Raw genomic sequence first — 18942 nt, 5'->3', positions numbered from 1 at the left:
TCTGTATATCATGTATGCATTTTTGATTGTTCTGGCAATAATTGCCTGTCTTTTATTGATAGTGGTTATCCTGGTTCAGAATCCCAAAGGCGGGGGGCTGTCCTCTACATTCGGCGGTTCCAACCAGGTAATGGGCGTGCAGCGAACCGGTGATTTCCTGGAAAAGGCCACCTGGGCATTTGCCATTACCCTTCTTGCGATCAGCCTTTCCACGAAGTTCTTTATCGGCGAAGGCGGAAGCGTGGGTGAATCGGCGATACAGGAACAGATTGACCGGCAGGCAGCGCCTGCACCTGCGTCCCCGTTTCTTCCGGACGCGGCAGGCGGTGATGAACCTTCCGGCAGCGCGCAGCCTTCCGATACTTCCGCCCAATAGCAGGGATTGACTGACATTTTCTGTCAAAATTTCACGGGAAATGACAAGGTTGTCATAGAACTGTTGTTTTCTGGCATTTGGCATGGAAAGTGATCGTCGCAAGCTGTAAGTAAATAAAAATAAAAAGTATATACTATGTCGTTGAACATTAAACCAATTGCAGACAGAGTAGTAGTAGAGGCTGCTCCTGCTGAAGAGAAGACCGCCGGAGGTATCATTATTCCTGATACCGCTAAGGAAAAACCTCAAAAAGGAAAAGTAGTTGCAGTAGGCAACGGCAAGAAAGACGAGCCCTTGACTGTTAAGGTGGGCGATACTGTTCTGTATGGTAAATATGCCGGTACGGAACTCTCCTATGAAGGTGCGGAGTATCTGATCATGCGTGAGTCTGATATTTACGCTATCCTGTAAATTATTTCATTTCCAAAAATTCAAACACAAAAACAATCATGGCTAAACAGGTAAAATACAATGTTGAAGCCCGCGATGCTCTTAAAAGAGGCGTGGATATACTTGCAAATGCAGTAAAGGTTACGCTGGGACCTAAAGGGCGTAACGTAATTATTGACAAGAAATTCGGCGCACCGATGATTACCAAGGACGGTGTATCGGTTGCAAAAGAAATCGATCTCCGGGACGGACTTGAGAACATGGGCGCCCAGATGGTAAAGGAAGTGGCTTCCAAAACAGCGGATGTTGCCGGCGACGGTACCACTACCGCTACCCTGCTTGCCCAGGCCATCATCACCGGCGGACTGAAGAATGTTGCGGCCGGCGCTAATCCCATGGATCTGAAGCGTGGCGTTGACAAGGCTGTTAAAGCGGTGGTTGCACACCTCGACCAGCAGACTACGGAAGTTGGCGACGATAACAATAAGATCAAGCAGGTTGCTTCCATCTCTGCCAATAATGACGAGGTGATTGGCGAACTCATTGCGCAGGCAATGAACAAGGTGAAGAAAGAAGGTGTGATCACCGTTGAAGAAGCAAAAGGTACTGATACCTACGTAGAAGTAGTAGAAGGTATGCAGTTTGACCGCGGTTACCTTTCTCCTTACTTTGTCACCAATGCCGATAAAATGGAGGCCGACCTGGAGAGCCCTCATGTACTGATCTACGACAAGAAGATCTCTACCATGAAGGAACTGCTTCCGGTGCTTGAAAAACAAGTTCAAACCGGCAACCCCCTGCTCATCATTGCAGAAGACGTTGACGGCGAAGCGCTTGCTACCCTGGTAGTAAACAAACTGCGCGGCTCACTGAAGATCGCTGCCGTAAAGGCCCCCGGTTTCGGCGACCGCCGCAAGGCCATGCTGGAAGATATCGCTATTCTTACCGGCGGTACTGTGATCTCTGAAGAAAGAGGCTTTAAGCTTGAAAACGCTGATCTTTCTTACCTTGGTAAGGCTGAAAAGATCACGGTTGACAAAGACAATACGACGATCATTAACGGCGCCGGCAAATCCGAAGACATCAAAGCCCGGGTTAGCCAGATCAAAGCCCAGATTGAAACCACCACTTCCGATTACGATAAGGAAAAGCTGCAGGAACGTCTTGCCAAGTTGGCAGGCGGTGTAGCCGTACTTTATGTTGGCGCAGCCACCGAAGTGGAAATGAAAGAAAAGAAAGACCGCGTGGACGACGCCCTGCATGCTACCCGTGCTGCAGTAGAAGAAGGTATCGTAGCCGGCGGCGGTGTTGCTTATATCCGTGCTATCGCTGCCCTGAATGATCTCAAAGGAGCTAACGAGGATGAGAATACCGGTATCAATCTCATTAAGCGTGCTATTGAAGAGCCCTTACGCCAGATCGTTGAAAACGCAGGCGGAGAAGGTTCTGTAGTGGTACAGCGCGTGAAAGAAGGTACGGACGATTTCGGTTACAACGCCCGCGAAGACAAGTATGAAAACCTTATCTCAGCTGGTGTAATTGACCCGAAAAAAGTGGTTCGCGTAGCGCTCGAAAACGCTGCTTCCATTTCGTCCATGCTGCTTACTACCGAATGCGTACTGGCAGACGAGCCCGAAGACGACAAGGCTCCTGCTGCTCCCGCTCCCGGTATGGGCGGCATGATGTAAGCCCTTAGGTGTTAGCGCCTGAAGCTTAACATTAACAAAGCTAAAAGATCCCCCTGTCTGAAATACGGCAGGGGGATCTTCTTTTTTACATATGAGATGGTATATTTGCCGATGAGTTATTGCAGCTATTGTAAAAAATAATAATCATTCGATGAAAAAAGCACTATTCCCTTTTGTATTCTTTTCGTTCTTAATTAATCTTTCCTTTGCACAGGAAGCAGATACTTCCTGGAAGGTAAGCGGCGTGCATAATTTGTTGTTTAACCAGGCGTCATTTTCCCATTGGTCTGCAGGCGGCCAGAATTCACTGGCCCTGAATGCGCTTTTTGATTATAATTTCAATTATAAAAAGGGCAAATGGAACTGGGATACGAAAGCCAAAGCCGGGTACGGCATTAGCAATATTGATGAATTTGGCTGGAGAAAAAGCGAAGACATTCTGAGCATCAACTCCTTTCTGGGCCATCAGTTCAGCGAATACTGGCTGTATTCTTTCTTCCTGGATTTTCAGAGCCAGTTTGCTCCCGGTTATAATTACGCTGATGACGGCAGCCGGACCCTGATCTCAAAACCCTTTGCGCCGGCATTTATTCAATTTGGCCCCGGTGTAGGTTACAAGCGTTCCAATAATTTCTATTTCAATATTTCCCCCGCGGCTTCCAAACTGATCGTAGTAACGGATGATTTCCTCGCTTCCCAGGGCGCTTTCGGAGTGGACACAGGTCAAACCCTGAATTACCAGTTCGGAGCCAACGCGATGGCTTACCTTAAGTTCGACGTTGTTAAAAACGTTACACTGGAAAATAAGCTGGTGCTGTTTTCGAATTACCTCGAAAATCCCGGAAATGTGGATATTGACAATCAACTGAACCTGAATATGAAGATCAACGATTACCTGACTACTTACTTCGGGCTTCAGCTGATTTACGACGATGATGTATTGCTGCCTTTGTCGGATGCGGCGGACAATACCGAATTCGGGCCTCACTTGCAGTTCAAGCAACTTTTCGGCGCCGGGTTTACGTTCAAGTTTCCGAAGTAATTTAGTTGCAGGGGGCTGTCGCGAGGCTTCGCGCGCGTACAGGTTTGATTGGCCGGAATTGCCTGCGCGTGTGCAGGTTTGATTGGCCGGAATTGCCTGCGCACCGCGTGCTGGTTTGATTACCCGGAATCGCTCAGGCGATTCTTGCGCCGCCGCGCAAGAATCAACATCGCTCTTTCCGGGCAATCAAAGCCTTGCACGCTGCCCTCCCGCAATCAATGCCACGCGACCACCTCGCGATTAAAGCCTTGCACGCTGCCCTCCCGCAATCAATGCTACGCGATCACCCCGTAATCAAAGCCTTGCATGCTGCCCTCCCGGAATCACATGCCATGCGACCATCTCGCAATCAAAGTCATGTGTCCTGCCCCGCAACCTTCTTTGATCCATTTCCCTGTCTCTTGACCGGAGGATGTATTTCCGGCACCTTGTACTTCCACTCGCAGAAAATCTCTAACCGCGACCAAAGCAGCAGCCCCAACGGTATTCTTCCCCTTGAATAAAACACGGACCGTAAGCGGAAAGAGTAATTAATAGCGCGTACCAAATAGCAAGGCCGGCCATCCCGCGGAATGTACGTTGTCCGCGGCGAGCCTGGCCGGTATTGTTGTTACTCTTTGAATGATTGCGGGAAGGCCCGCGTGCAAGGCTTTGATTGCCCGCAGCGAGCGATGTTGATTCTCCGGAACGGAGAATCGCCTGAGCGAGTCCGGGCAATCAAACCAGCACGCAGGCGTGAAGGCCCACGCGCCTCTCAACTCTATACCTGATCCCCGCGACTTGATCTTTACGACTTGATCCCCGCGACTTGATCCACCTATTCGATACGAACCCTTCCCCCTTGCGAGCGCGCCGAAAACTCCGGCGCATACATGCATTGAACCCGGGCAAAGCCATTTGAGAAGGTTCCCGAATGCGTTACCCGCAGGCTGTATTCCAGGACATACCTGCCCTTGGGCAAATGACTGATAAAGAAATTAGTGGAGGCGTCTTTGGTGGCCTGGTAATACCCCAGTCCGTCCTGGTAATGGTAGCGCGCCAGTATGTCCACAGGTTCAAAAGCGGCTGCGCGCAGGTCTTTCAAATGAACATACTCATAATCGCGGCTGGCTTTAAGCTCCATGCGGACTTTTACCAGATCCCCGCGGCTCAGTACCTGGTTTTCGTTAAGTGGGACCAGCAGGGGGCCGGATTCCGTCATGGTTTCCTTATAGAGGGTTTTATGGATTTCTAATTCTTCACCGGATGCCGGCACGCTTTCGGGCTTCGCAAAATATTGCCAGTAAAGCGCTCCCCAGGAGACCACTTCTCCCGGGTTGCTGATCCGGATGCTTTCCATGGCCCCGTTTATTTCGGAGGCTTCCCAGGAAGTTTTTAAATAGCCTGTTCCGGCTTCCTGTTTAAGGCCCGGCTTCAGCGCTGCGAGGCTTTTTCCGCCAAGGCTTATTCCCGCCTGTTCAGCAGAACCGAGCCAGTCGGAGCCGCGCAACAATAGTGCATAACAGGCCGCGACGGTAGCCTTTGTGCTTTCCCAGTTATTTGTTTGTTTATTCAGGAGCAGCCATTTTTTCATTTCTTCCACCTCCTTGGTTGGTGAAGTCCCGGGTTCTCCGCGCACTTCCGTGAAGGCTTCAATCAGGAGGGCCTGGGTCTCGATCGGTGCTTCATGCCAGAAATATCCGCGCCGGTTGCTGCTCCAGTACATGCCCTTGTCTTCCGAGTGCTGCGCCCTTTCGTTCAGTGAACGTATTATTTTCTCCGCCGCGTCCGTTCTTCCGTTTCTTTCGAGTACCAAAGCAATCATGCCCTGCTGGTACACCGGTCTGCCGGTCCAGAATTCTTCGGCCTGGCCCAGGTAAAAATCAATGGCTTTTTGCGCGGCGGTATCCGGCCTGATTTCAGGGAAGAAGCTGCGCATATAAAGAAAATGGATAGTGAAGGCGCTCAGGTGTTCCGGGAGCAGGTCCTCCCGGGCAGCGAGTTTCCTGTAGTCCTCCGCCAGTTCATGGTCGGCAAAGCGCAGGGCACGTTTAACCATCCCTCCTCTTTCACCGGGGTCAGAAGGCAGGGCATTCAGCTTCCTGAGCTGCCCGATACCGGCAAGGATATGTTGCGTAATAAAGCGGTTTCCCCGCATGCCGGCAAACCAGGGAAAAGACCCGTCAGGTAATTGCATGGCGGATAGTTTCTGCATTACCGCTGCGTTCTGCCGCTGCATTTTATTCAGGTCGAAGAGCAAGGCCAGCCGCTTTTTTCGCTCCGAATCCTTGTTGCTTTGCATTACCCAGGGTGTTTCTTGGAGCAGGGCAGATTTTAGCTCCTGGTTTTTCTCAAGTTCCGGCAGCAGTTCGTCCGAATCCGTATTCTTCCATTGCGTAAAAATGGCCTTTATGCGCGGGGAGCTGTTCATAATGGTCGTGGCCAGGCTATTGGCGAAATAGCGGCTGAATAATTGCTCGGCGCATTCATAAGGGTATTCCATCAGGTAAGGCAGGGCTTGTACGGCATACCATGCGGGGTTGGCGCTGTACTCAAGTGTCAGCCGGTAGGGGCGGGCTTCGCGCAGCTTCCTTCCTGCAAAGGCGTTAATGGAGAAATCACGGGTTTCGCCTGCTTCCACCTGCATGGGCAGGGTTTCCGTGATTAATACACGATTGGGAAGTACCGGAAGCGTATTCTCTTCCCCATCGCTATGGTTTCCGGCGCTGGCAAACACCCGGTAAGTGATGGCCTGAAGTTCCTCCGGTACATCTATCTCCCAGCTTAGCGTTTCGCTGGAAAACGGAGCCATGCTGAATTGCTGCGAAGAAACCTCCCTCAGCAGCAGCGAATCCACGGGCTGCAGGGTCAGGGCGTCCAGCAGCTCAAGCCTCGCCGACCCCTGCAGGGACTCTCCGGTGAGGTTTACGACCTTTGCGGTAAAGGCGAAGCGGTCTCCGGCCCTGAGAAAGCGGGGCGCGTTGGCGCTAACCGATACTTCTTTGCTTGTAATCAGCTCTTTCTCGATTCCCGCGAACCGGAGATCTTTGGTATGGGCAAAGCCCAGCATTTTCCAGCGGGTGATGGATTCGGGCATAGTGAATTCGATGCTGATCTTTCCCTCCTCATCGGTTCGGAGCTGAGGATAGAAGAAAGCTGTTTCATTGAAATTTTTACGGGGAAGGATATCTTGCAGCCCCGCCCCGGGGCTGGCAGCGGCTTCCGGGTTCCCATCCGCCTCCGCGCCTTCCTGCAACTCTTCAGGAGGAGCTGCCGATCCTCTTATCATCACATTGGAGGCAGCCTCGGCCACAGCCCCCGACACGGAGCTTTTTTTCTGCCCACCGTAACCCACCACCACGACTTCATCCAGGGCCGTATGATCGGACTCCAGCAGGACATCAATCCGCTTCCGCCCGTTTACTTTTATTTCCTTGCTTTTGAACCCGAGGGCGGTAAACACAAGTACTCCCTTAGCCGGCACTTTGATCTTATATTCGCCCCGGCTGTTGCTCGTCAGGCCCAGCGGGTTTCCCCCGACCTGAATGCTTACCCCGGGCAGGGGATTCCCCGATTCGTCTTTTAATGTTCCGCTTACGATGATCCCTTCAGCCATCGATTTACTTTGACGTTGAAAAGCCGCTTCCCAGCCCTCCAGTTCCATCTCAAAACGCCGCTGTTCCTTGATACGCTGCAAATAATCGCGGTAGGACCGGTTATAGCCTCCATAGTAGGAATAGCCGAACAGCTGAAGCGTTTCATAGGACCGGAGATTTAATTCTTCTGTAATCCTTTCTTTGAACGTTCTCAGTACTATATGCCGGCTTTCATTCAGGAATCCGGCCGTTTCCCAGGAAAAGGAATAGTAAGTAACGCCTGGCGGGGAAATTATTCTTTCAGGTGGCCAGGAATGCGGCAGGATCGCATCCAGTGAGGCATCGTATAGCGTGGCGGCCATCTCTGCCGCTGCTTGTTCATTTTCCGGCGTGCTTATTTTAATTGTCCAGGTTTCTTTTTCCCCGGGGCGGAGCTTGTCCCTGAAGCTCAGCATCTCTATTTCCAGGTTCGCATTATTTTTTTCAATTACAATGGGAGACATCGTCCGGTAAATGCGGTTTTGATGCACCATCGTAAACTGGACGGCCAGGTTGGGAGTAAGCGTGCTGTCAAGCGGAAAGAGTATTTCACGCTGATCTTTCCCCGCGCTGATCCAACGCTGCTCCGATATCCTGCTGTCAGAAATTACTTCATACAGAATATAAGAGGGCTGATTGCCTGTGCCGGCAAGGAATGCCGCCGATTCGCCGGATTCGCCTGCATTTTTAAGTACATTAATATAGTTCGAAACAGTTTGCGGAACTCCTGGTTCTTCCTGCTGAAAGTGGAAAAAATACCGCTGAGCGGCTGTTTCGCCTGACGCTGCTGTCGCATGAATTTCGGCCAGGTAGTACCCGGATGCGTATTCTTCCAGTCCGGCAAGATCGAAGGTTTCCACGCTGTCAGTATGGAAGTCCAGCTCCAGGCATTTATTTTCCCGTTCCCAGTTATGGAAATCGCCTTCATCCTTATAAATATCATGGGGAAAGGAACGTTTGAATTCTTCCCTGCTCATAATGAACTGATCGGGTGCATCCCACAAACGTTCCCTGAGGGGGTGTTCCGGGGCTTTCAGGGCATATATTTTCAGGCTGATGTCTGATTCCTGTGCTTCGCCGTTGAGGTTCTTCGAACTAACCTGGTACCGGGCGTCCTGTTCTGAGGAAATATTCGGGGCAATAGTGGCGGTGACCAGCAGGTTTTTATTTCCAACATTCACAGAGATGCTTCTGCTGCGGGTTTCGCCGTTCATATCGGTGATATGAGCCGTGACCTGGTAGGAATATACCTGGCTGGTGTCGCTGGCTTCGGCTTTGAAGGACAGGCTGAATTTTCCTTCTTCATCGGTTTTCGCAATGCCATGTGTAATGGGCAGGGGATCGGCCGGCGGATAAATGTAGCTACGCCAATGTTTGCCCTGATATAAGGCGGCGTTTCCCGCCCGGGTAACGGTATAGCGGACTTCGGCCTTGTCAATGGAAAAACCGGAAAAGCTTTCGGCCTTGCCGCTGATCCTGACGGAATCATTCAGCCGGTAAATTTCGCCGACAGCATCAAACTCCACCGCGAAGGTAGGACGCTTATATTCCGCTACTTCGATGCTGACCCGCCCGTAGTCGTTTCCGATGGTCATTTTCCCGGGCAGGCCGTTTTCCGGTATGAGGAAAGTGCCGCTGAATGTCCCGAATTCATTGCTCATCAATTCAATGGCAGATATCTCTTCCCCGTTGGCGTCTGAAAACCACACTTCTGTTCGTTTATGAGGCCATATTTTGGTTTTTGCATCGGAAAGTAACCCGGAAAGCAACATTAATCCCTTGAAATGTACCGTCTGCCCCGGCCGGTAAATGCTCCGGTCGGTAAAAAAAACCGTTCGCTCTTGTTGCCTGGATACGGGAGATGTATTCAAGCGCCCTCTTACCCAAAGGTGCTGCATGGCCGTGAGGGTATCCTTCTCATTGGTCAGCAGTACTCTGTATTGGTGTTTCCTGGGAAGGTCCAGCAGCATTCTACCCTCATTATCGCTTCGCACTTGTTTGTTTATCACTCGCTCTCCGGGCCTGCGATCCTGAAAGTTCTGCTGGTAGGCCACGGCCCTGACACCTGCCAGTGGCTTCCCCGTTTTGCGATCGGTCACGAACACTTCCTGCTCCTGATCCGGGTTCCTGTTCCTGCTAAAGAAGCCGATTCCTGAAACCTCCACGAGCGTAAAGGAGAGCGCTGCGGAGTCTGTCTCGAAATTCTCATGTTCTGACGCCAGAACCGCATAATTCCCCGCCGGCAGGGCATCTATTTTGACTTCGGCGCTGTGCATATTAAAATCCCCGGATGCCGGAAGAGCATGGGTGTATTGAAGCAGAGGCGATTTGGAAAGCAATAAGTTTTCAGCCCTGTCCTGGAATTGATAGCTATTACGGGTAAACATGGCCACGGAGTCCGCTTCATCTTCCCATAGTTTGACGACCCGCAGATAGACGTCGGGCAAATTCCTGTACGTGATCAGCAGGCGGAAGGGCTCCCCGGGAAGGTTCACATCTTCGGCCTTAATATCCAGTTCCTGCTTCTCTATTTTGTCAAGCAGGGCCTGGCAATTTCGTGCGCCCCGGCTGCCGGGATATTGAGCGATCGCTTTCACGCAAATATCGTGTGCTTTCCTTCTTGCCAGCGGATGGTCCTTGCCATCGTTAATAACAGGCCGCCTTTGTCCATTTACATAGATAATATGGACCGAAAGCTGCGATTGGTTATAATAAAAATTTGCAAGGGCATAGGCTGCTTCCGCTGAAACAGGAAGGTCCCGTTGATTATCCATGATTCTGTGAAGCGCCAGTGTATAAAGGCTGTCCTTATGGGGCAGCTTTGATTTCCTGTGGATAAATTCAAGGCGTTTCAGGTCCAGATCAATCAGGGCGGAAGCATCCTGATCATGCAGATGAAATTGCGTGAGTTCCTGAAAGAGTGCGAGGCCTTTTGCCAGCAGCGACAGGGAGTCGGCCTGCATCAGCGGCATCCGGGCAAATGCTTCGGCGTCCGAAAAGAGCTTCGGATCTTCAAAAAGATATTCTTCGGAAGGACGGGGAGCCAGGCTGCTTTCTTCCCGGATATACATGTCCAGCGCACGTTGGGCCAGGAAATCATACAGGCTTGGCCGGAGAAACCGGCTGGAAGTATCCCCTTCAAGAACCCCGGACAAAATGGATACATTGGTTTCCTGCTGCTTTTCAGGATTTTCCAAAGACAGGCCGTAATGGCGGATCACCCCAGTGAGCAGGCGCTCATAATCCCAGTTCCGGAAATCGTTAACAGCCGTGTCGGCCACCGTACTTCGCTGGTGCAGCTGGTAACGGTTTTGCTGGTAATAGTTCCAATAGGTATCTGCCAGCAGGGAATGCAGGACTTGTTTTACGGGAAATTCTGCCGCCCTGATGTCCGCCTGAAGTTCGCTGATAATTTTTGCAAATGATTCTTCTTCGGTATATGACTGGAAAAGCATGCGGTGGATCACCGTCTTTATCTGCATAGCGGGGTCTTTTTCCGTCCGGGCGCGGGAATAAATTTCTTCAACCACCTCCAGCGCCGAGCGGGGAAGCCCCTCCAGTGCCAGGGAATCCGCTTTATCCCAGGCTTCCTTATAGTCAAAACTTCTTTGTTGGCTCCTGGCGGCAAAGGGCAACAGGCAAGCCAGGCAGAAAAAAAATAACAGCAGCCTAAAGAGTAAAGGTTTTCTTTTCATAATCCGGACTTCTTTTCCTTAAGACTGAAATTAGCAAAATATTCCATAAACTTTTTTACGACCATTGGCGTCACTACGCGTACTTCCCGCGATTGCCGCTTATACGCTCTCCGGAATAAAATTACTAAACGGGCACTAGCGCCCGGCCATGGCGCCGGCTTTTGAAAACCGTACTTCAAACAATAAGGGCCACTTTTTTCCCGCAAGGTAGAAATGGCCGCTGGAAGGATCATGGGCAATGCCGTTCAGCACGTAATTGTACTTGTCAAAACCTTTGTAATGGGCCTTATCAGGGAGCAGGCCGGCAAGGTCAATTTCCAGAAGTACTTTGCCGCTGGCGGGGTCAATACCCACGATATAATCCTTGGTATAGACATTGGCATAGAGAATGCCGTTTACATATTCCAGTTCATTCAGCAACTTGACAGGATGCTCATCGTCAAAAACTTCTATGGTCCGGACCACTTTCATGGAATCCCGCGGGTCCAGGAAACGGATGAGGTGGCTGCCATCGCTCAGTATCAGGTAACGGCCGTCAGTACTGAGGCCCCAGCCATCAAAAGGTTCGGGATAAGCAAACTCCCCGGTTTTTTCCAGGTTCATATTATAGATAAATCCTCTTTTATCTTTCCAGCTAAGTTGATAGATCTTATCCTCCAGCAGGCAGGCGCCCTCCCCGAAGATATCGTCCGGCAGCGTTGCCTGCCGGAGTACCTTCCCGTTAATGGTAGTTAAACGCAACGTGCTTTCACCTTTTCTCCCGGTGCTTTCGTAAAGATGCCCGTCCTTGTAAAACAGCCCTTGTGTATAGGCGGTTGTATCGTGCGGGTACGTGTTGATCACCTCATAGGCGAGGGCAGCAGGTTCAATATCGGAAAGGATCACCACTTCTGCAGTCGTCTCAAACTCCTTTTCTTCCTGCCAGACCCGTGTTGTTATCTTTTTTCCTCCCAGTCCCATCTCCAGGGCCGGCAGGTCCAGGTGCAGCCCCTTACCTATGGCTTCGCCGTTAATCATCCATTCTGCCGAATCGGCAATTCTTCCGGCTTTGGAACCGCTGATTTCCAGGTGAAGGGTATCATTCAGCCGGAAAACGCTCCGGTTCTCCCGGTCCCTGATCGCGAACCAGGTGCTGCCGTTCTGCGTCTGGCAGGAATTGGCTGTACAGACCAGCACAATAAAGGGGATTAAATAGAAAAGGTAAAACTTAGGCATGAGCGGGCAAGTTGGCGTTGCGGATAAGAGACATATCAAATAACCCGGCGATCTTACCTTTAAGTATTTCCTTGGTTTCGCGGACATCAAGGCTTTTCCCCAATTCAAGATGGAGGGAAGTCACCTTTTTATCGTCGATCCCGCAGGGAACAATGTGGTTAAAATAGCCGGTATCCACATTCACATTAAAAGCGAAGCCGTGCATGCTTACCCAGCGGCTGCACCTGACGCCGAGGGCGCAGATCTTACGGGACTTTTCCGGCCGGTCCGGGTCCAGCCATACGCCTGTCAGTCCCTGGATACGCCCTGCATCAACCCCGTATTCCTTCAGGGTAAGGATCACTGCTTCTTCCAGGGTGCGGAGGTATCGATGGATATCGGTAAAGAAATGATCCAGGTCAAGAATGGGGTAGCCCACGATCTGGCCGGGGCCGTGATAAGTAATATCGCCCCCGCGGTTTATTTTGTAAAAAGAAGCATTCACCTTTCCCAGGGCTTCTTCGTCCAGGAGCAGGTGGTCCACCTTCCCGCTTTTGCCAAGGGTAAATACATGCGGGTGTTCGCAGAAAATCAAGTAATTGGAGGTCGGGGAAAGTGGGCTGGCATGCGCTTTTCCGGCGGCAGGAACGCTTGTCCCTGCGATATCCCGGCTTTCCCGCTGGCGGTTCTCTGTCTTGATCCGCACGGTTTCATTAAACAGCGCCTCCTGCCGGTTCCAGGCTTCCTGGTAATCGACAAGCCCCCAATCTTCAAATATGACTTCTTTCATCCGGTTTAATTATCTTTATTACTTTCCGCCTTCGCGGCTGCCGTCACCGGGGCGGCGGAGTAGTGCGGCGCCCGGAGCGCTTGCCGGAGCGGCGGAGTAAAATAATAACACAAAAATAGTCAAATTGTGGCAACCCATAATGAGCTGGGTAAAAAGGGCGAAGCCGTCGCCTGCAGCTATCTTGAAGAAAAAGGCTACCGGATCCTGGAGAAGAACTGGCGTTTCAAACAAACGGAGATAGATCTTATCGCACTTAGGGAGGGGGTGCTGGTATTCACCGAAGTTAAAACCCGGTTCGGCAATATGTACGGACTGCCGGAGGAAGCGGTTGATTGGCGTAAACAAAAATACCTTCAGCGCGCCTCCCTGGCCTATATGCAGCTGAAGAACTTTGAAGATGAGATCCGCTTTGACATCATTGCCATTACTTTTCGCGAAGACGGCTCCTATGAATTATTCCATATTGAGGATGCCTTTTTTCCGGGGCTGTAACGGCTGTTCCGGCTGTGATTGTTAGCCTCTCAGCACGTTAACCTCTCAGCAGGTAAGAAGCCAGGAACTGGAGTACCCCGATTGAAACGATCCAATAGATTGCCTGAAGCCGGGATGTTTGTACCTTATAGCCTGAAGCTATAACCTGCCATTCCTGTTGCTTGCTATTCCGGATCAAAATACGATCTTTGCTGCCATGACAAATGAACAGATCAAAGACATGAGGGACAGAATAGCGTCCCTGAGGAGGCATCTTTGACTATGATGCGAGGATTAGCGAACTAAAAGCCCTGCAGGAGCAAACGCTGGTATCCGGCTTCTGGGATGCCCCGAAAGAGGCGGAGAAGGTGATGGGCCAGATCAAGTCCATCAAGCTATGGACAGATGCTTTTGAAAAGGTAAGCGCTTCTGCGGAGGATGCCTATGTGATGTATGAATTTTACCGTGAGGACGAAGCTTCCGAGGCCGAAATGCAGGAGCAGTACCACCGCAGCATCCGGCTGATCGAAGACCTGGAGTTCAGGAATATGCTGAGCGGGGAGGAAGACCAGCTTGACGCGGTGCTTACTATTAACGCGGGAGCAGGCGGTACCGAAAGTTGCGACTGGGCGGAAATGCTTATGCGCATGTATATCATGTGGGGAGAAAAGGAAGGTTATAAGGTAAATGAGATAGACCGGGTTGACGGTGAAGTTGCCGGCATTAAATCCTGTACGCTCGAATTCGTCGGAGATTTCACCTACGGTTATCTCAAGGGGGAGAACGGAGTTCACCGCCTGGTGCGCATTTCGCCCTTTGACTCAAATGCCCGGCGACATACTTCTTTCGCTTCCGTATATGTCTATCCTCTGGTGGATGACACGATCAGTATTGAGATCAACCCGGCGGATGTTTCCTGGGATACGTTTCGTGCAGGCGGTAAAGGCGGGCAGAATGTGAATAAGGTGGAAACCGCCGTACGGCTTCACCATGCGCCCTCCGGGATCATTATCGAATGCCAGCAGGAACGTTCTCAGCTGCAGAATAAGGAAAAGGCCCTGAAGATGCTGAAATCCCAGTTGTACGAAATGGAACTGAGAAAGCGTAATGAGGCAAAGGCTGCTGTAGAGGGAACCAAAAAGAAGATCGAATGGGGCTCGCAGATACGCAATTATGTATTTCACCCCTACAAGCTGGTGAAAGACTTGCGTACGGGCGTGGAAACGTCGAATGTTCAGGGCGTAATGGACGGGGAACTCAATGAATTCATCAAGGCGTACCTGATGGAGTATTAAACCCGGAGATTTCCAGCAGCTCCCGCAATTCATCGGCTTTTTCCCTGGCGCCCAGCTGCTGGTAGGAAGAAATGAGGTTGCGAAGAATACGCTGGACAATTGCAATGTGTGAGCAGGGCAGGTAAAATTCTTTTCTGGGTTCAATCTGCAGCTGCTTCAGGAAATAATCAACATCCCGTTTGTTGAATACAAAACCCTTGTTGAAAGGATTGATATAAAATAAAATGCCGTCGTGCTTTTCAAAGCCGCGGGGAACCGGCTCCTGGTCGTCCACATAAGCCAGGATGAAATGCTGCGGCAGATTCACTCCATAAATAGGTATATCCAGTTTCTGGGCGATCAGGGAATAGATCAGTGCCAGCGAGATCTGGTTTCCCTTTTTGCTTTCCAGCACCAGGTTCAGGTAGGAATTCTGCGGGTCCTGGTGGTTTACCGTATTGCCGCTGAAGCCATGTGTCTTGAAGATCACGTGATTCAGCAGCTTTACCTTTTCCAGCGCGCTCATGTCATAATTCATGTGCAGCCAGACATCCCGCTTGATATCTTCTAACTGGTTAATGACCTTTTGTTCGTCAAGGTCGGGGTATTGGTACCGGTTTACGATCAGTATGCCCTGCAGCAGATCGAAAGCTCCGCTCATGGCCCATTCATTAAGTTCCTTTTTTACTTCCCGGAACTGGATCTTATGGATGATGTTAATAATGCGGTCCTGCAGAACGGGGTCGAGGGATTTCTCCCAGGAATTTTCAAGAAAGTTCATCACTTCATACCCATGATAGAGCAGCCGTTCTTCCACATGCCTGTACACCTCCTCGTCGGGGTCGTCAAGGAGTTTTACCAGGGCCGTCACTTCTTTTGGATCGATCATCACCGTACAGTAATATTAACAAATTAATTTTGAAATTGTCAAATTAATATCTTTGCAGGATGCTGAATACATACCTGCTAAAAGGCTGGCTCCGCCACTTCATAACCGCTAAAACCCGTCACGGACTGCATTCTCCTTTTATGTACCGGCTGGCCGATGAGGTAATTTACGATAAAAACCGCTACCCTGCTTACGATCTTATTGAAAAGGAGCGTCGCCGGCTGCTTGCCGATGACCGAATCATCAATCTCACCGATCTGGGGGCCGGTTCCCGATACGGAAACAGGAAGCAAAAGAAGGTTTCCGACCTGGCAGCTACGGCGCTGAAACCACGCAGGCTGGCTCAGCTTATTTACCGGCTTGCCCGGGATCTCCGCCGGAGCTATCCCGGCGATCATGCTGCCGCCGGCGACAGACGCCCCGCCACCATACTGGAACTGGGGACCTGTCTGGGCATTACCACCGCCTACCTGGCCAGCGCTTTCCCGCACGCGCGTGTAATCACTATCGAAGGCTGCGAAGAAACAGCTGCCATTGCCAGGGAGGGGTTTGAACGATTATCAGCGGTTACAACGGAAAAATTCGCGATAGAGTCGCTGACCGGCAATTTTGACGAAGTGCTTCCGCAGCTGCTCGGGACCCTGCCTTCCCTTGACCTGTTATTTATCGACGGAAACCACCGGAAGGCCGCCACCCTGAATTATTTTGAATGGTGCCTGCCGGCCCTGCATGAGAATTCCCTGGTGATTTTTGACGATATTCACTGGTCGAAAGGCATGGAGGAAGCCTGGGAGCTTATCAGAGAGCATCCCGCGGTAAGCCTTACCGCCGACCTCTTTCACATAGGGCTGGTTTTCTTCCGGAAAGGGCAGGCGAAAGAACATTTTAATATACGGATTTGATTAACAGAAGTATGCAGTTCAACATCAAAAGGGTCAGGCAGCATTTACTGCCGGCCTTGTTCCTATGCGGCGGGGTATTTTACGCAGAGGCTTTTCCGGCAGCCGGCGCTCCGCCATCCACAGACACCGTTACTGTGCCGTTGGGCGGCAATACCTGGCAATCACCTGAGGAGCGGGAAGGAGGCAGGCTGACCAATGAAGGCATCAGGGAGTGGTCTGACGGGAAAACCACGTTTACCACGTATGTCCGGCTTGCCCGGAAAGGTTCGCTGAAGATTGGACTGAACTTATCCGTTCCGTCTGGAAGCAGCAAACTCGAAGTCATCGTCCAGGGACGCGGAAAGGAGGTCAGTGCCGCCGGCTCCGGTCCCGTTCTTATCCAGGCCGGCGAATGGCGGCTGCGCGATACAGGTTATCTGGCGATCACGCTGAAAGGGCTTTCCAGGACAGGTGAGGTATTTGCCGATGTCAGCAGCATTGTTCTTGAAGGAACGGCCGTAAACGGGCAAATTGCGTATGTCAAAAACAATGAAGGTAATTTTTTTTACTGGGGGCGAAGAGGGCCTTCCGTACATATGAGTTATCCTGTTCCCGGGGAGCTTGATGCGGAATGGTTTTATAATGAGGTGACCGTACCGGAAGGGGAAGATGTGCAGGGATCCTATTTCATGGCCACCGGCTTCGCGGAAGGCTATTTCGGTTTCCAGGTAAATTCCCCCGGGAAAGGCGGATCCTCTTTTCCGTCTGGAGCCCGTTTAAGACCGATAACCCCGAAGACATACCCGAAGATCAGCGGATTGTGTTGCTGAAGAAGGGAAAGGATGTATACGCCGGCGAATTCGGCAATGAAGGCTCCGGCGGCCAAAGCTACCTGAGGTATAACTGGAAGGCAGGGAACACGTACAGGTTTTTATTGCACGGGAAGCCCGGCGACGCGGGAAGTACGACCTATACCGCATTTTTTTACGCACCCGAAGAAAAGGAATGGCGGCTTATCGCCAGTTTCCGGCGGCCGGAAACCAGCACCTGGTTGAAGCGCTTTCATTCTTTTCTTGAAAATTTTATCCCCGGAACGGGTGATATTAAACGCGAAGTATTGTTTGGCAACCAATGGGTCCGGGATAAGGGCGGAAACTGGACCGAACTCACGCGGGCGCGCCTTACCGGGGATAATACCGCCCGTATGCGTTATCGCATGGACTATGCGGGAGGCCTTGCCGGCAATCACTTTTATTTAAGGAACTGCGGATTTTTCGATGGTTATACGCCGCTTGATACCTGGTATGAACGACCGGCAACAGGAAGAGAGCCTGAAGCGGATCTTGAAGCCTTGTTGAGGAATGCCCAGCCCTGACGCCGGGAGCTAAGATGCCAGGAAGCTTAAAACGCCTCCCCGACAGATAGGTATAATGCGCCCTGGCGCGGTTCTCCCGCCCGCTTTTCTCCCCAGCCATAATCCATCCGGAGGGTGAGCCGGGATACTTCGTCATAGAAATACCGGATGCCCACGCCATAATTTGGTTTCAGCCGCCCGGGGTCGAAATTGCCGTTCCTGAATACCGATCCCCCGCCGCCAAACGCTGCCAGGGCGAAGCTGGGGGTGTCATCCAGGAAAGGCAGCTTGATCCGGATGCCGGGATCAATAAAATAACGCAGTTCGGCCTGCATGGCCAGGTAGCTTTGATCACGGTAACGGCCCCCTGGTAACCCCGCATGATCTGCCCGCTGCCCATGGATGGCAAAAAGTAAAACGGGCGTTCCTTTCCCTGAAGCGTGCTGTACACGGCATTGGTTCCAATGGTTAAGTGCTTGGAGAGCGTCCGGAAGTAACGGCCGTCCAGGGAAATGGTGGTAAGTTCCCGCTTGCTCCAGACCGGGGGCGTATAGCTCATGCTGAGACGCAGAAAGGCGCCTTCTCTCGTATAATTCTGGTTGTCACGGTTGTCGTATACCGCGGAAATGCCTAAAAAAGTAGCATGGCCTCCTTCCTTATCAATAAGTGGGAGGGAAGGATAGATCCCTTCATTGTCCCGGGAAGAAAATTCGTCTTTCTGGTAGAGAAAGGAAACGCCCCCGTAGAAGTTCTTCAGCAGGAGCCGCTCAACAGTCAGGCTTATCTTGTATTGTTCATTGTTTACCCTTGACTTGAGGCTGTTCAGGGCGGTGTCGCCAAGGCCGTAAAAGTTGAAGGGGGAATCGTGGTAGCGGACCTGCGGCTGAATATGCCAGGTGTTTCCCGGGGTCCAGAGATCCGCTTTCAGGTCCAGCTTGTACTGGCTTTCGGTAGAAAAGGTGCCCGAAACCTGCATTGTTGAGTTCCTGGTGAGCGGAACCGGGTCCCTTTTATCGGTGTAAAACGCGTAGTACATGCCCGCGCCGAATTCGAATCCTTTCTCCGGCGAGTAGCCGAAAACAGGAAGTGGGATGAAGCTGTTTTTCCTAAAAAGCGTATCCTCTTGCGCAAAACCATTCATGGCTGAAGTTATCAGCAGTAAAAACAGAATCTTCCTCATAAAAAGCTGGGTTTGTCCCCGTTACAAAAGTATAATAAACATATATAGGATAAAATTTCTATTTTTGCCGCATCAGGAAACAATATCCTGTTCATTCTACGAAG

At 51.2% G+C, this 18942-nt stretch carries 14 protein-coding genes and 1 pseudogene; 8 read left to right on the top strand and 7 right to left on the bottom strand.

The window, feature by feature from the left end:
• Positions 1 to 10: 10 nt before the first annotated feature.
• From secG to FRZ59_RS02380, 4 genes are all read left to right on the top strand, one after another.
• A complete protein-coding gene (secG, locus tag FRZ59_RS02395) occupies positions 11 to 376 on the top strand; it encodes a preprotein translocase subunit SecG (protein WP_132127466.1) in 366 nt (121 codons plus the stop codon).
• Positions 377 to 511: 135 nt separating this feature from the next.
• Complete coding sequence (locus FRZ59_RS02390) at positions 512 to 787, top strand: co-chaperone GroES (RefSeq protein ID WP_132127467.1); 276 nt, start codon at positions 512 to 514, stop codon at positions 785 to 787.
• A 38-nt stretch (positions 788 to 825) separates the two neighbouring features.
• Positions 826 to 2454 carry a chaperonin GroEL gene (gene groL / locus FRZ59_RS02385; RefSeq protein ID WP_132127468.1) on the top strand — a complete coding sequence of 543 codons (1629 nt, stop codon included), beginning with the start codon at positions 826 to 828 and terminating at the stop codon, positions 2452 to 2454.
• A 151-nt stretch (positions 2455 to 2605) separates the two neighbouring features.
• A complete protein-coding gene (locus FRZ59_RS02380; RefSeq protein ID WP_132127469.1) occupies positions 2606 to 3496 on the top strand; it encodes a DUF3078 domain-containing protein in 891 nt (296 codons plus the stop codon).
• Positions 3497 to 4313: 817 nt separating this feature from the next.
• On the opposite strand, the gene FRZ59_RS02375 is transcribed toward FRZ59_RS02380, so the two are convergent.
• The 3 genes from FRZ59_RS02375 to lipB all read right to left on the bottom strand — a co-directional run bounded on the left by FRZ59_RS02375 (position 4314) and on the right by lipB (position 12789).
• A complete protein-coding gene (locus FRZ59_RS02375; RefSeq protein WP_132127470.1) occupies positions 4314 to 10805 on the bottom strand; it encodes an alpha-2-macroglobulin family protein in 6492 nt (2163 codons plus the stop codon).
• Positions 10806 to 10940: 135 nt separating this feature from the next.
• A complete protein-coding gene (locus FRZ59_RS02370) occupies positions 10941 to 12020 on the bottom strand; it encodes a glutaminyl-peptide cyclotransferase (protein WP_158640503.1) in 1080 nt (359 codons plus the stop codon).
• Positions 12013 to 12789, bottom strand: coding sequence for a lipoyl(octanoyl) transferase LipB (gene lipB / locus FRZ59_RS02365; protein WP_132127472.1), 777 nt, complete (start codon positions 12787 to 12789; stop codon positions 12013 to 12015). Before lipB ends, FRZ59_RS02370 begins: the two co-directional genes overlap by 8 nt.
• Before the next feature lie 126 nt (positions 12790 to 12915).
• Here lipB and FRZ59_RS02360 point away from each other — a divergent pair, with 126 nt between their 5' ends.
• A complete protein-coding gene (locus FRZ59_RS02360) occupies positions 12916 to 13281 on the top strand; it encodes a YraN family protein (RefSeq protein ID WP_132127473.1) in 366 nt (121 codons plus the stop codon).
• Positions 13282 to 13318: 37 nt separating this feature from the next.
• On the opposite strand, the gene FRZ59_RS18585 is transcribed toward FRZ59_RS02360, so the two are convergent.
• The gene (locus FRZ59_RS18585) at positions 13319 to 13534 is read right to left on the bottom strand and encodes a hypothetical protein (RefSeq protein ID WP_165922819.1); all 216 of its coding nucleotides are present in this window, start codon (positions 13532 to 13534) and stop codon (positions 13319 to 13321) included.
• Here FRZ59_RS18585 and prfB point away from each other — a divergent pair.
• Positions 13478 to 14555 (top strand): peptide chain release factor 2 gene (gene prfB, locus FRZ59_RS02355; protein WP_132127474.1). Its coding sequence is split into 2 segments (ribosomal slippage): positions 13478 to 13537 and positions 13539 to 14555, totalling 1077 coding nucleotides; the frame shifts between segments, so codons are not numbered across the junction. The two genes, FRZ59_RS18585 and prfB, sit on opposite strands and share 57 nt — an antisense overlap.
• On the opposite strand, the gene FRZ59_RS02350 is transcribed toward prfB, so the two are convergent.
• Positions 14530 to 15423 (bottom strand): transglutaminase-like domain-containing protein, encoded by an 894-nt coding sequence (locus tag FRZ59_RS02350; protein ID WP_192901604.1) that lies wholly within the window; start codon positions 15421 to 15423, stop codon positions 14530 to 14532. The genes prfB and FRZ59_RS02350 overlap by 26 nt on opposite strands.
• 59 nt (positions 15424 to 15482) lie before the next feature.
• Here FRZ59_RS02350 and FRZ59_RS02345 point away from each other — a divergent pair, with 59 nt between their 5' ends.
• Both FRZ59_RS02345 and FRZ59_RS19860 read left to right on the top strand, forming a co-directional pair.
• The gene (locus tag FRZ59_RS02345; RefSeq protein ID WP_132127475.1) at positions 15483 to 16325 is read left to right on the top strand and encodes an O-methyltransferase; all 843 of its coding nucleotides are present in this window, start codon (positions 15483 to 15485) and stop codon (positions 16323 to 16325) included.
• Positions 16326 to 16336: 11 nt separating this feature from the next.
• Positions 16337 to 17679 (top strand): annotated as a pseudogene (locus tag FRZ59_RS19860) (DUF3472 domain-containing protein).
• A gap of 26 nt (positions 17680 to 17705) precedes the next feature.
• Here the strand turns inward: FRZ59_RS19860 and FRZ59_RS19350 are convergent.
• Together FRZ59_RS19350 and FRZ59_RS02335 are read right to left on the bottom strand one after the other, a co-directional pair.
• Positions 17706 to 17834: a hypothetical protein gene (locus FRZ59_RS19350; protein WP_262713150.1), complete on the bottom strand. Its 129-nt coding sequence runs from the start codon at positions 17832 to 17834 to the stop codon at positions 17706 to 17708.
• A 14-nt stretch (positions 17835 to 17848) separates the two neighbouring features.
• Positions 17849 to 18838 (bottom strand): BamA/TamA family outer membrane protein, encoded by a 990-nt coding sequence (locus tag FRZ59_RS02335; RefSeq protein WP_147698213.1) that lies wholly within the window; start codon positions 18836 to 18838, stop codon positions 17849 to 17851.
• Between the last annotated feature and the right edge of the window lie 104 nt (positions 18839 to 18942).

Source organism: Anseongella ginsenosidimutans (genome assembly GCF_008033235.1).
In the GTDB taxonomy this organism is placed as follows: domain Bacteria; phylum Bacteroidota; class Bacteroidia; order Sphingobacteriales; family Sphingobacteriaceae; genus Anseongella; species Anseongella ginsenosidimutans.
The sequence above is the reverse complement of the archived record's forward strand: the minus strand, read 5'-3'. Positions and strand labels throughout refer to the sequence as shown.

Excerpts from the sequence above, each read along its gene's own strand:
- secG (WP_132127466.1), top strand. The coding sequence starts at position 11 with ATGTATGCATTTTTGATTGTTCTGGCAATAATTGCCTGTCTTTTATTG.
- FRZ59_RS02390 (WP_132127467.1), top strand. The coding sequence starts at position 512 with ATGTCGTTGAACATTAAACCAATTGCAGACAGAGTAGTAGTAGAGGCT.
- groL (WP_132127468.1), top strand. The coding sequence starts at position 826 with ATGGCTAAACAGGTAAAATACAATGTTGAAGCCCGCGATGCTCTTAAA.
- FRZ59_RS02380 (WP_132127469.1), top strand. The coding sequence starts at position 2,606 with ATGAAAAAAGCACTATTCCCTTTTGTATTCTTTTCGTTCTTAATTAAT.
- FRZ59_RS02375 (WP_132127470.1), bottom strand. The coding sequence starts at position 10,805 with ATGAAAAGAAAACCTTTACTCTTTAGGCTGCTGTTATTTTTTTTCTGC.
- FRZ59_RS02370 (WP_158640503.1), bottom strand. The coding sequence starts at position 12,020 with ATGCCTAAGTTTTACCTTTTCTATTTAATCCCCTTTATTGTGCTGGTC.
- lipB (WP_132127472.1), bottom strand. The coding sequence starts at position 12,789 with ATGAAAGAAGTCATATTTGAAGATTGGGGGCTTGTCGATTACCAGGAA.
- FRZ59_RS18585 (WP_165922819.1), bottom strand. The coding sequence starts at position 13,534 with ATGCCTCCTCAGGGACGCTATTCTGTCCCTCATGTCTTTGATCTGTTC.
- FRZ59_RS02350 (WP_192901604.1), bottom strand. The coding sequence starts at position 15,423 with ATGATCGATCCAAAAGAAGTGACGGCCCTGGTAAAACTCCTTGACGAC.
- FRZ59_RS02345 (WP_132127475.1), top strand. The coding sequence starts at position 15,483 with ATGCTGAATACATACCTGCTAAAAGGCTGGCTCCGCCACTTCATAACC.
- FRZ59_RS02335 (WP_147698213.1), bottom strand. The coding sequence starts at position 18,838 with ATGAGGAAGATTCTGTTTTTACTGCTGATAACTTCAGCCATGAATGGT.